A 14,378-nucleotide genomic window follows, 5' to 3' on the forward strand; every position below is an offset into this window, starting at 1 on the left:
CGCTCAGCTGTCCTGGAGCAGGCCGAGGAGGTTGCCGTCGGGGTCGACGACGGTGGCCACCAGGCGGCCGCCGCCGACGTCCTGCGCGGGGTCCTTCACGGTGGCGCCCGCGGCGGTCACCTCGGCGAGCTTCGCCTCGATGTCCGGGACGTGCCAGTACGCGAGGGACGAGGTCAGGCCCTGCGGGCCGCCGCCCGGCAGCAGGCCGATGTGCTGGCCCGCGGCCTCGAAGGCGACGTAGTAGGGCTCGTCGATCTGCGGCTGGGTGCCGAGCAGGGCGGTGTACACGGCCTTGGCCTTCGGCAGGTCGGACACGGGGTGCAGCACCGTCTTGATTCCCTGGGTGGGCGTCGCGTTCATGGTTGCTCCTGTGGGTGTGTGGGGCGGTGGGTTCCGGCTTGTTCGCTCTGGTTCCACTGTCCTTCAGCTCGACGGTCCGCGCCTCCGTGGTGACCACGGAACGCACCACGGAACGCACCACGGACGGACCACCGACGCGCCGATAATGAGGCGGTGTCCACTCCAGTGATCTCGTCCCGGGAAGCCGACGTGCTCGCTCTCCTCGGGGAGCACCTCAGCAACGCGGAGATCGCCGCGCGGCTGTTCATCTCCGTACGGACCGTCGAGTCGCACGTCTCCTCGCTGCTGCGCAAGCTGGCCGTGCCGGACCGGCGTGCGCTCTCCCGGCGCGCGGCCGAGTCGGCGCCCGCCGACCCCGTTCCCGCCGATGCCGTTCCCGTCGATGCCGTTCCCGTCGCGCTGCCCGGGCCCCTCCTGCCCGCGCCTCTGACGGCGTTCGTCGGGCGGATGCGGGAGCGCGGGGAGCTCACCGAGGCCGTGAAGACGCACCGGCAGGTCACCGCCGTCGGGCCCGGCGGAGTGGGCAAGACGCGGCTCGCGTTGGCCGTGGCGGCCGAGCTGGCCGGAGACTTCGCCGACGGGGTGTGGTTCGTCGACCTGGCCCCGGTGACCGATCCGGGCAGGGTGGGCGCGGCCGTAGCGGCCGCCGTCGGTGTGGGCGAGCAGCCCGGGCGCGGTGTCGACGAGTCGGTGCTCGCCGCGCTGGCCGACCGTCAGGCGCTGCTCGTGTGGGACAACTGCGAGCAGGTACGCGACGGGGTCGCGCCCTTCCTGGAGCGGCTGCTCGCGGCCTGCCCGCGGGTGCGGGTGCTCGTGACGAGCCGGGCCCGGCTGATGGTGCCGTTCGAGCGGGTCTTCCCCGTCCCGCCGCTCTCGCGGGCCGGGGGCGGCGACTCCGAGGCCGTGGAGCTGTTCCTGGAGCGGGCGGCCGCGGTCGGTCTGTCGCCGGATCCCTCGGTACGGGACACGGTCGTGGAGCTCTGCGAGCGGCTCGACGGCATGGCGCTGGCCATCGAACTGGCCGCCGCGCGCTGGCCCACGCTCGGTCTCGACGGGCTTGTCGCGGGGCTCTCCGACCAGTTGAGGATCCTCGCCGGCGGGCCCCGCGCCGCCGACCGGCACCGGTCGGTGCGGGCGGTCCTCGACTGGAGCCACGACCTGCTGGAGCCGGCGGACCGGGCGCTGCTGCGCCGGGTGTCGGTGTTCGTGGTGCCGTTCACCGCCGGCGCGGCCGCGGAGCTCGCCGGGTTCGCCCCGCTCGACCCCGGTGCGGTCGCCGACGGGCTCGGCAGGCTCGCCGAGCAGAGCCTGCTCACCGTGGTGCCGTCCGCCGCGGGCACCCGCTACCAGGCCCTGGAGACCATCCGTCAGTACGGGGCCGAGCGGCTCGCCGACGCCGGTGAGACGGCCGCCGCCCGGACGCGTCACCTGGAGTGGTGCCTGGCCGGGGCGGCCGACCTCCTCGACACCGGCGGCGCGGACTGGCGCGCCCGGTTCGACGCCGTGGCGGAGGACCTCAGGGCCGCCCTCGCCTGGGCCGCCGAGCAGCCGGAGCGGCGCGCGGACGCCCACCGGCTGGCCCTGTCCCTTGCGGAGTCCGCCTTCACCCGCAACCTCCTCGGCGAGGCCCAGCAGCGGTACGAGCAGGCCGCCGTGCTCGCCGGTGCCGAAGGGGAGGCCGGGGAAGCGTTGCGGCTCGCCGCCGCTGTCGCCGGGTGCCGGCGGCTCGGCGACGACATGTTCCGGCTGCACCGGGCCGCTTCCGAGGCCGCCCGCCGGGCCGGGGACCTCGCCGGTGCCGGCCGTGACCTGGCGGCCGCCGCCACCGTCGCGTACCGCTTCTCCAGTGAGTTCACCCGGATTCCCCCGGTGGAGGAGGTGGCCGTCCTGCTGGGGGAGGCGCGGGAGTTGTCCGATGCGGCCTCCGACCCCGCCGCGTCGGCCGCCGTCGCGCTCGCCGAGGCCGCGGTCGTCGCCGACGCGTTCGGTGCGGTCCAGGGCTCCACGGACAACACCGTGGAGGAGACGGCCGCCCTCGCCGAGCGGGCCGTCGCGCTCGCCCTGAGCGCCGGCGACCCGGTGGCCGAGTCCGCGGCTCTCGACGCGCTCTCCGGCGCCCGGAGCTGGGCCGGTGACGCCTTCGCCGCCGCGGCCGCCGCCCGCCGCAGGATCGGCCTCCTGTCTCCCGTACCGCACACTCCCGCGCGGACGCACGAACTCCTCGACGCCCTCGCCATGGCCTCCGGGACCGCCCTCGGCGTCGGCGGGCTGCCGGAGGCGAGGCAGTGGGGCCGGGAGCTCGCCGATCATCCGATCCTCGCCGAGGTGGGCCACCACGCCACGTCCTGGCTCCTCGTCGCGGACGCCTTCGCCGGCCGCGTCGGCGAGGTGCTGACCGCCAGCGGGAGGTTCCTCGACGCGTGGGAGCGGAGCGGCCGTCAGCAGTCGTTCTCCCTAGGCCCCGCCGCCGCCTCGGTCGCCATGGTCCACGGCCTGCGCGGCGACCGCGCCGCCCGGGCGGAGTGGCTCGTGATCGTCGAACGGGCCGGTACCGCGGACGAGTACCGGCACGGCTACGGCGCGATCCTCGACGCCATGGTCCTGCTCCACGACGGGGACGCCGACGCGGCCCTCGGCCGGATCGCGCCGGAGCCGGAGCAGGTGTGGAAGTGGGTCACCTGGATCTGGCTGCACTGGTACGTGGCCCTCAGGGCGGAGGCGTCCGTGCTCGCCGGGCACCCGGACGCCCGGGAGAGGATCGCCGCCGCCCGGGCCACGGTCGCCGGCAATCCGGTGGCCACCGCCCAGGTGGACCGGGCGGAGGCGCTGCTCGACGGGGACCTGCCCGGCCTGCTCGCCACGGCGGCGGCGTTCGACGCGGCCGGCTGCCGCTACCAGTCGGCCCGCACGCTGCTGCTCGCCGGAGGCGCGCATGCCGCGGCCGGGACGGCGGCCCTCGCCGAACTGGGTCTTGGGCGGGAGCGGTAGGACGCCCTCGGCGGGCTTCGGCGCTCGCCGCCGGCCTCTCCCCTCGAAGATCTTTTTCCTCCGAACGGGTCTCCCCGGGGCGCGCGGTGGGGGAGCGTGGGGGAATGTGGATCCGAGCGTGGAGGTGGGGTCGGTGACGGCGAGTGGTTCCGGTGATCCGGCGGGGACGGCCCGGCGGCTGGCCCGTTGGGCGCTGCTGGCCGCGGCGGCCGCGGTCGTCGCGCTTCTGACCGCCCTGGCCGGCGGAGTGTTGATCCTGTTGAGCGGGCTCGTGGGGCTCGCCGTCTCGGCCGTGGGCATCTGGTGGTTCCTCGCCCATCGCGGGCCGCTGCGGGTGCTCGGAGCCCTGCTCGCCGTGGGCGCGCCGGTCGCGGTCCTGATCCTGTACGTCGTCGGCGGCATCTGGGTCAACGCGCTCGTGGCCCTCGCGCTGTGGGGCGTGGCGCTGGCCTGCGCGCGGTCCGCGCTGCGCCGTCCGGACCGGGAGCGCGACGCGGTCATGCGCGGCGAGCCCGCCGCCCGCCCTCGACGGCCCGTCCTGATCATGAACCCGAAGTCCGGGGGCGGGAAGGTCGGCCGCTTCGACCTCGTCGCCCGCGCCGAGGCGCTGGGCGCCCACGTCGTCCTGCTCGACCTGACCGCTCAGACGGACGTCACCGCGCTCGCCCGGAAGGCCGTGGCCGACGGCGCCGACCTGCTCGGCGTGGCCGGCGGCGACGGCACCCAGGCCCTGGTCGCCGAGGTGGCCGCCGAGTACGACCTGCCGTTCCTCGTCATCTCGGCCGGCACCCGCAACCACTTCGCCATGGACCTGGGCCTCGACCGCACCGACCCGGCGACGTGCCTGGCCGCGCTGACCGACGGCGAGGAGCTCCGGGTCGACCTGGGGTCGGTGGCCGGCCGGCCGTTCGTCAACACCGTCTCCTTCGGGGTGTACGCGGAGGTCGTCCAGCGCCCCGAGTACCGCGACGCGAAGGCGGGCACCGCCGTCGACGCCCTGCCCGACCTGCTCCAGGGCGGCGAGGGCGACCGCCTCGACGTGACCGTCGACAGCACCGTGCTCAAGGCCCAGCAGGCGCTCCTCGTGAGCAACAACCCCTACGCCGCCCCCGATCCCTTCGGTGTCGCCTCCGCCCATCGGCCGCGCCTCGACCGGGGCGAGCTGGGGGTGATCGGCATCCGCGTGGACGGCGCCGCGCAGGCCGCCGAGCTGGCGGTACGGGGTACCCAGGCGGCCGGTCTGAACGTGCTGACGGCCCGTAGGGTCGAGGTCGTGGGAAGCCACGGCAACGGCCACGGCAACGGCACCAACGGCAGCAGCAGCAGCAGCGGCAGCGGCACCAACGGCAGCAACGGCAACGGCAACGGCAGCGGCACTGGCACCAACGGCAACGGCACCATCTCCGTCGCCGTGGACGGCGAGGCGCTCAACCTGCCCACGCCGGTCGTCTGCACCCTCCGCCCCGGCGCCCTGCGGGTCCTCGTCCCCCGCGACCGGCCGGGGACCGTACCGCCCCGGCCGCCCCTCGACTGGCGGCGGATCACCGTACTCGCCTTCCACACCCCTCGTACCCCTCGTACCCCTCGTACCCCTCGTACCCCCTGAACCCCCAAGGAGCCGGCGCATGACGGACATGACAGCGGAGATGGCGGAGCCCGGGAGTCTCCAGGCGGTCCTGCACGACCTCCGGGCCGTCGACGGCGCCGTCTACGCGGCCGTGGCCGCCACCCCGACGCCCACGCTCGACACGCGGCTGCGCCGGCTCTCCACCGCGGCGAACCACTCCAAGATCTCGCTCACCGTCGCCGCCGTGCTCGCCCTGGTCCCGGGCCGGCCGCGCAGGGCCGCGCTCGCGGGCGCCGGGGCGATCGCCGTGGCCTCGGCCTCGGCCAATCTGCTGGGCAAGCGGCTCGTCCGCAGGCCGAGGCCGGACCGGGAGGCGGCCCGGGTGGTGGTGGGCCGTCACGTGCCCATGCCCGAATCGGCCTCGTTCCCCTCCGGGCACACCGCTTCGGCGGTGGCCTTCGCCACCGCCGTGGGTGTCGTGCTGCCCGTCGCCGCCGTACCCCTCGCGGTGCTGGCGTCGGCCGTGGGTTACTCCCGGGTCCACACCGGGGTGCACTACCCGGGTGACGTCGCCGCCGGCGCCGTCCTCGGCGTCGCGAGCGCCGCCGTCTCCCTGGCGGCCGTGACCTGGGTCCACGCCGGGGAGAGGTGACCCGTCGTCAGTCGGCGACGGCGAGCGGCGGGAGCTGCCAGCCGCCGTCCAGGACGGAGGGGTCGGGGCCGTAGACCCTGATGACGACCGTGAAGGGGCCGTCGGGCGCGGGCAGCCAGTTCGCGGCCTGCTTGGGGTCGGCCGGGCGGTCCTTCCGTACATACAGGGTGAGGCCGCCGTCGTCGTCGTACACGAGCCCGGGGGTCCGGTCGCCGATCGAGTACCGGGCGATCTCGTTGTCGACGAGCAGCCGTTCGGGCAGCCGGTACATGGTGGCCGACCAGAAGAAGCGGGCCGGGGGCAGCTGTCCGGCGGGGAAGTGGACGACGTGGTCGTGGTCGGCGGCGTCCGGCGGCTGGTGGCCGCGGTCGTCCGCCAGCCAGCCTCCGTACCAGGCCTCGGCCGAGGGGAGCCCGTACAGCCCCATTCCGGCGGCGACCGACCGGACGAGGGGGGCGTCGCCCACCTCCGCGCGGGTGCCGAAGAGGTGGGTGGAGACCCGGGTGGTGCGCTCGGCGTCGTCCAGCCGGGCGCGGGCGTCGGTGATGCCCTGCTCGACGGCCGTACGGAGCTCGGGGGCGAGCGCGGACGGCTCGAACTCGCCCGTGCCGGAGACCCCGAGCGCCGTCAGGCGGTCGCGCAGGTCACGCTCCTGCTCCAGGACGGGGAAGAACCGGAGCAGGAAGTCGAGGAGCGTGAAGAACTCGACGTTCCCGAGGTCCTCCTCGCGCCAGACCGGCCAGACCGGCTCGTCGACGGGATGCGGCGCGGCCGTGTCCGTGTACGCCGAGAGGGGACGCAGCAGGTACTGCTCCTGGATCGCGCGCAGGGCGGGTACGTCCTCGGGGCCGGACAGGTAGGTGCGGCCGACGACGCCGACCAGGAAGGTGTCGGCGCGCAGCACGCCCGCGACGCCCTCGGGGACGGTGCCGCTCCAGCCGGGGCCCGCGAGCAGGTGGTCGCCCGCGGCCTGGCCGGTCGTCCGGGCGCCGACGTAGCCGACGTACGAGGTGTCGAGGTCGTGGAACGGCAGCACGTAGTAGCGGTCGACGGCCGGGACGGAGACCACGACGGGCTCGGCTCGCAGATCGAGCCAGGCCCAGGAGTACGGGGTGTCGTTGTTCGGGGTCACGACGTCGGTGTTGGCCGCGGTGAACGGCTCCGAGTAGTGCCGGAAACGGCCGAAGCCGCCCACGTACCGGGGGTCGTCGGAGTCGATCGCCTGCGCGTACATCGTGCGGTAGTTCTGGAGGAGCGGGTAGCCCCAGATCCAGGCCTCGGCCGCCGTCCGGCGGGCCTCCTCGGGGGTCATCTGCACAGTGGCCACCTTTACGGGACAGGAGGGAACCAACTCGTACAAAATCGCACGAATGGTTCCCTCCCGCATGCGGTGCGCCCGCCGCCCGTACCGCCCGTACCGCCTGTACCGCTCGTACCGCTCGTACCGCTCGTACGGCTCGTACGGCTCGTACCGCTCGTACGGCGAGGTCGCCCCGCCCCGGAGCCGCCCCGGTCGGCGCAAGCGGCCTCAGAAGGTCGCGCGGGCCAGGTCCTCCGCCGAGAGGTCGAGCGTGGCCAGCCGTTCCGCGTCCGCGAGGATCTGGAGCCCGACGATCCGGTCCCCGGCGATCGTGAACGCCATGAGCACGGCCGGGCGGCCGTCGACGACCGACAGGAACGCGGGCGCGCCGTTGACCACGACCGGCATCACCGCCTGACGGAACTTCGCGTACAGCAGCGCCTGCGAGATGACCGCCTCGGCGCCCCGCACCACCTTGGAGGCGGCGGCGAGGACCCTGCCGCCGTCGGCCCGCAGCACCACGTCGGGGTCGAGGACCGCGAGCAGGCCCTCGAAGTCGCCGCCGTTCGCGGCGGCGAGGAAGGCGTCGGTGATCTCCCGCTGGCGGCGCGCGTCCGGCCCGGGGGCGGGGGAGGCGTCCTGCACCCGGCGGCGGGCCCGGCTGGCGAGCTGGCGGGTCGCGGCCGGGGTGCGGTCCACGATCCGCGCGATCTCGTCGAAGGAGACGGCGAACATGTCGTGCAGCACGAACGCGAGGCGCTCGGCCGGCGAGAGGGTCTCCAGGACGACGAGGAGCGCGAGGCCGACGGACTCGGTGAGCTCCGCCGCGCGCTCGGGGTCGCCGGCGTCGGGGAGGCGGACGACCGGGTCGGGGACGTAGTACTCGAGCGGGTCCTCGCGGCGCGAGCCGCGGGAGCGCAGCATGTCGAGGCAGACGCGGCCGACGACCGTGGTCAGCCAGCCGCTGAGGTTCTCCACCGCGCTGATGTCGGCGCGGCTGAGCTTGAACCAGGCCTCCTGGACGGCGTCCTCGGCCTCGCCGAGCGAGCCCAGCATCCGGTAGGCCACGGCCCGCAGATGGCCCCGGTCGGCTTCGAAGCGCCGCGCGAGAAGCTCCTTGTCGGCACCGGCACCGACGTCGGTCCTGGTCGTGGTTCCGGCCCCGGCCCCGGCCCCGGCTCCAGCCCCGGCCCCGGCCCCGATGCCGTCGTTCGGGTCGCCGTTCATCGGATCACCGTTCACTCGTCGATCTCCCCCTTCGCGTCCCGTCATGCCCTCATGACGGAAGAAACCCTGCCGATGTGACAGCGGAGACGTGGTGAAACGGTTCCGGTACGTGAGATCCCCGCCGCCGCGCGGCGAGCGCCCGGGATTCCCCGGCCGAAGCCCCCGACCACCGTGATTCCCTACTTCAACACGATGATCTTCGTCCGTAGATTGATCACCATGACGACGACAACGACGCAGGTCAACCCCGTACTCCGCACCCCGCCGGCCTCTCCCGCCGCCGCTGCCGCGTACTTCTCCGCCAGCCTCGCCTTCCACGCCGACGTCTCCGACGTGGCCTCCGCCCTGGCCACCGCGACCGCCGAGGGCACGGACCCGGGCTTCGTCGTGATCGACTCGCGCTCCACCGCCTCCTGGGACCAGGGGCACGTCCCCGGCGCCCTCCACCTCCCGACCGCGCTCATCCCCGAGCAGGCCGAGCAGCTGCTCGACACGTCCGTGCCGGTCGTCACGTACTGCTGGGGCCCCGGTTGCAACGGCGCCACGCGCGCCGCGCTGGCCCTCGCCGAGCTGGGCTTCCAGGTGAAGGAGATGCTCGGCGGCTTCGAGTACTGGGTCCGTGAGGGCTTTGCGTACGAGACGTGGGAAGGGCCCGCGGAGAAGGCCGCGGACCCGCTCACGGCGCCGGTGGATTCCGACGACTGCGGCTGCTGAGAAACCGATTTCACGTTTGCGCCGGTCATGACGTAGAGTCGTGTTTACCGACGCGGGGTGGAGCAGCTCGGTAGCTCGCTGGGCTCATAACCCAGAGGTCGCAGGTTCAAATCCTGTCCCCGCTACTCAGTAGCAAACGAAGACCCGGATCCTTGTGGATCCGGGTCTTCGTCGTTTGCCCGCAGGGTCGCGGCGAAGTCCGCTTGACCTTGACGCGACGTCAAGATTTAGCGTTCTCGGCATGGAGTGGTCGATCCAAGAGATCGCCAGGAAGGCCGGCACCACCAGCCGCACCCTCCGCCACTACGGCGAGCGGGGACTGCTGGAGCCGAGCCGGATCGGCGCGAACGGTTACCGGTACTACGACCAGGCGGCGCTCGTGCGGCTGCAGCGCATCCTGCTGCTGCGCGAGCTGGGGCTCTCACTGCCCGCGATCGCCGGGGTCCTGAAGGGCCAGCGCGACCCGTCCGCCGCGCTGCGCACCCATCTGCTCCTCCTGGAGCAGGAGCGGGAGCGCATCGGCCGGCAGATCGAGGCCGTGCGCACCACTCTCCACAAGACCGAGAAGGGAGAAGAGCTCATGGCAGAGGAAGTCTTCGACGGCTTCGACCACACGCGGTACGAGGGTGAGGTCACCGAACGCTGGGGCCGCGAGGCGTACGAGAAGGGCGACCGCTGGTGGCGCTCGCTCGACGCCGAAGGGAGGAAGGCGTTCCTGGACGAGCAGGCCGGCATCGCCCGCGACTTCGGGCAGGCGGTACGGGACGGCCTGGCCGCCGACAGCGACGAGGTGCAGGCGATCGTGCGGCGTCAGGTCGCGTGGCTGTCGGCCACCGCGACCCCGACCAAGGAGTACGTGATCGGGCTCGGCCGGATGTACGTCGACGACCCGCGCTTCACCGCGAACTACGACAAGCACGGCGAGGGCACCGCGATCCTCGTCCGGGACGCGATGGCGGTCTACGCGGAGCGGAACCTCTAGGGGGTGTCCGGCGGATCAAGGTCGGAAGGCCCTGGCCCCGACTGCCGGAAGTAGGGGGAAGTAAACGGTGGCCAAAACCGTGCCCGTCGCTTTGCCGGTGCACACTCCCCCACCGTAGTCTCACGCGCACCATGAGTGACGGCAGCGTGAGTGACGTGCGACGGCGGGCGCCCGCCGTCCTCGTCCTGTTCGCGCTCCTCGCCCTCCTGGTGAGCGTCTGCCACGGCACGCACGGGCACCTGCTGCCCGCCTCCGGCACCGCGACCGTCTCCGCTCCCGCTCTGCCGCACGGCTGCGAGCGGTCCGGGGAGGCCTGGTCCTTCGACGCCCACCTGCCCGCGCAGACCGCCGCCTCGCAGCTCGCCGCGCCGGACGCCGGCGGGGCCGTGACCCTGTCGTCGTACGCGGCGGACCTCCGCACCGACCCCCGCGCGCGCTGCGTCCGGGGCCGAGCGGGACCCGGCCCGGAGCCGGGCCGTCTGCTGATCGCCCTCGGAGTGAACCGGAACTGAGCCGGGCCCCGGGCCGGAGCGTGCACGGCACGCCCCGGCACCCGCGCGACCAGGCTCCTTTCGGCGTACCACCTCAAGGACGTGTCCCCCATGCGCAATCCGCTCCTCGGCACCACGCTGCCCGCCGCCGTGCAGACCGTCGGCAACACTCCCGTCCTGTGGACGGACGACGGCTACTGGGCCAAGCTCGAAGGCTTCAACTTCGGCGGCATCAAGGACCGTGCCGCCCTCTACATGGTCGAACAGGCCCGCCGCCGCGGTGAGCTGCGGCCCGGCGCGCCGATCGTCGAGTCGACCTCCGGGACCCTCGGCCTCGGACTCGCCCTCGCGGGCGTGCTCCACGGCCATCCCGTGCACGTCGTCACCGACCCCGGCCTCGAACCGATCGTCGAGCGGATGCTCGTCGCCCACGGCGCGCGGGTCCACGTCGTCCGCGAGCCCAGCCCGCGGGGCGGCTGGCAGCAGGCCCGGATGGACCTGGTCGCCGAGCTGCTCCTGCGCCTCGACGGGGCCTGGTGGCCCGATCAGTACGGGAACCCCGACAACTGCGACGCCTACGCCGGGCTCGCCGCCGAGCTGTCCGAGCAGCTCGACCGGGTCGACGTCCTCGTCTGCGCGGTCGGCACCGGAGGCCACTCGGCCGGGATCTCCCGCGCGCTGCGCGCCGGCGGCAGCCCCGCCCTGGAGCTGGTCGGCGTGGACTCGATCGACTCCACCGTCTTCGGCCTGCCGGCCGGGGAGCGGCTGATGCGGGGCCTCGGCTCCTCCATCCACCCGGCCAACGTGGACCACGGCGCCTTCGACGAGATCCACTGGGTGGCTCCCGCGGAGGCGGTACGGGCGGCCCGCCGACTGGCCTCGCGTCAGTTCGCCACGGGAGGCTGGAGCGTGGGCGCGGTCGCGCTGGTCGCCGGGTGGCTGGCCCGCACCCGGCCGCGCGGGACCCGGATCGCGGCGGTCTTCCCCGACGGGCCGCAGCGGTACTTCGACACCGTCTTCAACGACGAGTTCTGCGCGGCGCACGGGCTCCTCGACGGGCCGGTGCGGGAGGACCCGGCCGCGTACGCGCCGGACACGCCCGTCGACGGCTGGACCCGCAAGGGCCTGGACCGGAAGGGGCCGGGGCGTTGAGCACCACGACGGCGCCCTCCCGGGGCGGCATCTGGAAGCAGAGCCGTACCTTCGACCCCGCGGTCCGGCTGCTCTTCCTCAACCAGCTCACCATCAACCTCGGCTTCTACATGCTGATGCCGTACCTGGCCGCGCACCTCGCGGACGGGCTCGGCATGGCGGCCTGGGCCGTCGGTCTCGTCCTCGGCGCCCGCAACCTCTCCCAGCAGGGCATGTTCCTGGTCGGCGGGGCGCTCGCCGACCGGCTCGGCTTCAAGCCGCTCATCGTCGCCGGTTGCGCCCTGCGGACGGTCGGCTTCGGGGCGCTCGCCTTCGCGCAGTCGCTGCCGATGCTGATCGCCGCCTCGCTCGCGACCGGGCTCGCGGGGGCGCTGTTCAATCCGGCGGTGCGGGCCTGCCTCGCGGCGGAGGCGGGGGAGGAGCGCCGGGTGGAGGCCTTCGCGCTGTTCCACACGTACTACCAGGCGGGCATCCTGCTCGGGCCGCTCGTGGGGGTGGCGCTCACCGGGGTGTCGTTCCGGCTGACGTGCACGGTGGCGGCCGTCCTGTTCGCCGGCCTGACCCTCGTACAGCTCAGGCACCTGCCCGTGCGCGGCGGGGCGGCCGCACCGGCGGAGAAGGGGGAGCGGGGGCAGTTCCGTACGGTCCTCTCCCACCGGACCTTCTGGCTCTTCTCGCTCGCGATGACCGGTTCGTACGTGCTGTCCTTCCAGGTCTACCTGGCGCTGCCGCTCGCGGCGGACGGCACGGGGCTCACGACGGCGCTGTTCGTCGTCTCGGCGCTGGTCGCGCTCGCCGGGCAGCTGCGGATCACGGCCTGGTGCCGGCGCCGGCTGAACCGCGAGCGGTGCCTGGTCCTCGGACTCGCCCTGATGGGCGGGGCGTTCCTGGTCCCGGCGGCCCTGGGCCGGGGCGCGGTGGGGCTGCTGCTCTGCGCGGCGGTCCTGGCCGTCGCGAACGCGGTGCTCTACCCGTACGAGATGGACACCGTCGTCGCCCTCGCCCGGGGGCGCTGGGTGGCCACCCACTACGGGCTCTACAACACCGTCTGCGGGATCGGGATCACCCTCGGGAACCTGGGGACGGGCGCGCTGCTCGACGTCACGGGGTGGTCGGCGGTGCCGTGGCTGGCGCTGTGCGCGGTCGGTCTCGTGTGCGCGGCGGCGGTGGCCCTCCTGGCCCGCGGCGGCCGCCTCGCGGAGGCGGGGGCGGGGGTCGGGGCGGGGGCCGGGGACGCCGCCTAGGGGATACGCCAGTCGGCCCCGTGGAGGTCGCCGCCGGGTGCGGCGGCGGCCACCCTGGGAGGACGCGGTACGGAGGCCGCGGCCGGTACGGAGACCGCGGCCGGTACGGACAGCGCAGCCCGTACGGACGGGTCAGGAGAGCACAGGTGGGGCACCCCCTCAAACCAGCGGGCGCGGCGGGCGGCGGGCGCGGCGGCCCGTACGGCGGTGCCCGGCGTTTCCTCCGTGCGCTGCCCACGTTGCTCATCATCGGCGGGGTCGCCTTCGACGTGTCGACGCCGCCCTCGTACACCGCCGCGCCGCTCTTCTCCGCCGCGCCGCTGATCGCCGCGCCCTTCTTCTCGACGCTCACGACCCTGGTCACCGGGATCGCCGCCGTCCTCGCCTCGATCGGGCTGCACCTCTACAACGGCACCGCCACCGAGGTCTCGGCCCTCACCGAGACCCTCACCGTCGTGACCGTCTCCGTGCTCGCGATGCTCGTCAACCGGGTCGTGCGGCGCAGCGGCGAGCGGCTGGCCTCGGCGCGGGTCATCGCGGAGACCGCGCAGAAGGCGGTGCTGCCGATGCCTGCCGAGCGGATCGGCGGGCTGCAGTGCGCGGCGCGGTACGAGGCGGCGCAGGCGGACGCGTTCATCGGCGGTGACCTGTTCGCGGTGCAGGACACCCCGCACGGGGTGCGGCTCGTGGTCGGGGACGTACGGGGCAAGGGGATGGAGGCGGTCGAGGCCGTCGCCGTCGTGATCGGGGCCTTCCGCGAGGCGGCCGAGCAGGAGCGGAGCCTGGAGGGCGTGGCGCAGCGCCTCGAACGGGCGCTGGCCCGGGAGGGGACCCGCAGGGACGGGCTCGACGCCTTCGAGGGGTTCACCACGGCCGTCCTGGCGGAGATCCCGCGCCGGGGCGAGGGCGACGCCGGGGTCGTACGGGTCGTCAACCGCGGTCATCCGCCGCCGCTGTTGCTGTACGTGGACGGGGGCCTGGACGTCCTGGATCCGGCGGAGTCGGCGCTGCCGCTCGGCATGGGCGAGCTGGCGGCGTGGCCCGACCGGGCGGAGGAGCGGCCGTACCCGCAGGGCGCGACGCTGCTGTTCTACACGGACGGCCTCTCCGAGGCGCGGAACGCGGCGGGCGTCTTCTACGACCCGGCGGAGCGGCTCGCCGGGCGGATCTTCCCGGGGCCGGAGGAGCTGCTCGACGCGCTCGTGGACGACGTACGGCTCCACACGGGTGGCGGGTCGACGGACGACATGGCGCTGCTCGCGGTGAGCAGGCCGGCGACGGGGCAGCCGGAGAGGCGCCGGACGATGACGGTGGTGCCGCCGGGCGAGCCCGGTCACCAGGCGTAGTCGAGGGGTGTCACTGCGATAACAATTGACATAACGTCAGATCGCGGCGGTTCGGCCATGCCTTTTCTGAAGGGGGGTCAACTCGGGCGATTCCCCACCAATTCAATGAACGATCACCGGGAACGGCTTGGAATCGGGACCCCCTGTCTATTAACGTTCGATAACGCAGCGCGGTCGTCCCAGCCGTCGCAAGAGGCGGCACCGTGCGCACGCGCCGAATCCTGAAAAGGAACCGGGGAACCACTACTTGGGGTGAATCGGGCCTTTCGCACCTGTGCGACCGTGCCCGTAGGAGACCTTCCTGCTCCGAACCCGTCAGCTAACCCGGTAGGCGAGAAGGAAGGAAAGGAGCGCG

General features: G+C 73.9%; 12 protein-coding genes, 1 tRNA gene and 1 riboswitch. Of the genes, 10 read left to right on the plus strand and 3 right to left on the minus strand.

What is annotated here, in order from left to right:
• Window positions 1-3 precede the first annotated feature (3 nt).
• Window positions 4-360: a VOC family protein gene (locus OG580_RS19015; protein WP_267044864.1), complete on the minus strand. Its 357-nt coding sequence runs from the start codon at window positions 358-360 to the stop codon at window positions 4-6.
• A 153-nt stretch (window positions 361-513) separates the two neighbouring features.
• On the opposite strand from OG580_RS19015, the gene OG580_RS19020 reads away from it, so the two are divergent.
• From OG580_RS19020 to OG580_RS19030, 3 genes are all read left to right on the plus strand, one after another.
• Window positions 514-3,348, plus strand: a complete 2,835-nt coding sequence (locus tag OG580_RS19020; protein WP_267044865.1) for a LuxR C-terminal-related transcriptional regulator — start codon at window positions 514-516, stop codon at window positions 3,346-3,348.
• A 133-nt stretch (window positions 3,349-3,481) separates the two neighbouring features.
• A complete protein-coding gene (locus tag OG580_RS19025) occupies window positions 3,482-4,954 on the plus strand; it encodes a diacylglycerol kinase family protein (RefSeq protein ID WP_267044866.1) in 1,473 nt (490 codons plus the stop codon).
• 19 nt (window positions 4,955-4,973) lie between these two features.
• Window positions 4,974-5,567: a phosphatase PAP2 family protein gene (locus tag OG580_RS19030; protein WP_267044867.1), complete on the plus strand. Its 594-nt coding sequence runs from the start codon at window positions 4,974-4,976 to the stop codon at window positions 5,565-5,567.
• Window positions 5,568-5,574: 7 nt separating this feature from the next.
• Here the strand turns inward: OG580_RS19030 and OG580_RS19035 are convergent, their stop codons facing one another.
• Both OG580_RS19035 and OG580_RS19040 read right to left on the minus strand, forming a co-directional pair.
• On the minus strand, window positions 5,575-7,089 hold the full coding sequence (locus OG580_RS19035) for a DUF1254 domain-containing protein (RefSeq protein WP_267044868.1): 1,515 nt from the start codon (window positions 7,087-7,089) through the stop codon (window positions 5,575-5,577).
• Between the two features lie 6 nt (window positions 7,090-7,095).
• Window positions 7,096-8,094, minus strand: a complete 999-nt coding sequence (locus OG580_RS19040) for a sigma-70 family RNA polymerase sigma factor (RefSeq protein ID WP_267044869.1) — start codon at window positions 8,092-8,094, stop codon at window positions 7,096-7,098.
• 219 nt (window positions 8,095-8,313) lie between these two features.
• Here OG580_RS19040 and OG580_RS19045 point away from each other — a divergent pair, with 219 nt between their 5' ends.
• The 7 genes from OG580_RS19045 (at window position 8,314) to OG580_RS19075 (ending at window position 14,023) form a co-directional block, all read left to right on the plus strand.
• Window positions 8,314-8,808: a rhodanese-like domain-containing protein gene (locus tag OG580_RS19045; protein WP_267044870.1), complete on the plus strand. Its 495-nt coding sequence runs from the start codon at window positions 8,314-8,316 to the stop codon at window positions 8,806-8,808.
• 51 nt (window positions 8,809-8,859) lie between these two features.
• A tRNA-Met gene (locus tag OG580_RS19050) sits at window positions 8,860-8,933 on the plus strand.
• Between the two features lie 116 nt (window positions 8,934-9,049).
• The gene (locus OG580_RS19055) at window positions 9,050-9,790 is read left to right on the plus strand and encodes a MerR family transcriptional regulator (RefSeq protein WP_267044871.1); all 741 of its coding nucleotides are present in this window, start codon (window positions 9,050-9,052) and stop codon (window positions 9,788-9,790) included.
• Window positions 9,791-9,921: 131 nt separating this feature from the next.
• Window positions 9,922-10,302 (plus strand): hypothetical protein, encoded by a 381-nt coding sequence (locus tag OG580_RS19060; RefSeq protein WP_267044872.1) that lies wholly within the window; start codon window positions 9,922-9,924, stop codon window positions 10,300-10,302.
• A gap of 90 nt (window positions 10,303-10,392) precedes the next feature.
• Window positions 10,393-11,433, plus strand: a complete 1,041-nt coding sequence (locus OG580_RS19065) for a PLP-dependent cysteine synthase family protein (protein WP_267044873.1) — start codon at window positions 10,393-10,395, stop codon at window positions 11,431-11,433.
• On the plus strand, window positions 11,430-12,677 hold the full coding sequence (locus tag OG580_RS19070) for an MFS transporter (RefSeq protein WP_267044874.1): 1,248 nt from the start codon (window positions 11,430-11,432) through the stop codon (window positions 12,675-12,677). The genes OG580_RS19065 and OG580_RS19070 overlap by 4 nt, the downstream gene beginning before the upstream one ends.
• 146 nt (window positions 12,678-12,823) lie before the next feature.
• Window positions 12,824-14,023, plus strand: coding sequence for a PP2C family protein-serine/threonine phosphatase (locus OG580_RS19075; RefSeq protein ID WP_267044875.1), 1,200 nt, complete (start codon window positions 12,824-12,826; stop codon window positions 14,021-14,023).
• Between the two features lie 202 nt (window positions 14,024-14,225).
• A riboswitch (cyclic di-AMP (ydaO/yuaA leader) is annotated at window positions 14,226-14,372 on the plus strand.
• Window positions 14,373-14,378: the final 6 nt, after the last annotated feature.

Origin of the sequence: Streptomyces sp. NBC_00094 (assembly GCF_026343125.1) — a bacterium.
In the GTDB taxonomy this organism is placed as follows: domain Bacteria; phylum Actinomycetota; class Actinomycetes; order Streptomycetales; family Streptomycetaceae; genus Streptomyces.

Bases quoted from the DNA above. Each gene is read 5' to 3' on its own strand.
- OG580_RS19065 (WP_267044873.1), top strand. From the start codon at position 10,393: ATGCGCAATCCGCTCCTCGGCACCACGCTGCCCGCCGCCGTGCAGACC.
- OG580_RS19040 (WP_267044869.1), bottom strand. From the start codon at position 8,094: ATGAACGGCGACCCGAACGACGGCATCGGGGCCGGGGCCGGGGCTGGA.
- OG580_RS19015 (WP_267044864.1), bottom strand. From the start codon at position 360: ATGAACGCGACGCCCACCCAGGGAATCAAGACGGTGCTGCACCCCGTG.
- OG580_RS19060 (WP_267044872.1), top strand. From the start codon at position 9,922: ATGAGTGACGGCAGCGTGAGTGACGTGCGACGGCGGGCGCCCGCCGTC.
- OG580_RS19030 (WP_267044867.1), top strand. From the start codon at position 4,974: ATGACGGACATGACAGCGGAGATGGCGGAGCCCGGGAGTCTCCAGGCG.
- OG580_RS19045 (WP_267044870.1), top strand. From the start codon at position 8,314: ATGACGACGACAACGACGCAGGTCAACCCCGTACTCCGCACCCCGCCG.
- OG580_RS19055 (WP_267044871.1), top strand. From the start codon at position 9,050: ATGGAGTGGTCGATCCAAGAGATCGCCAGGAAGGCCGGCACCACCAGC.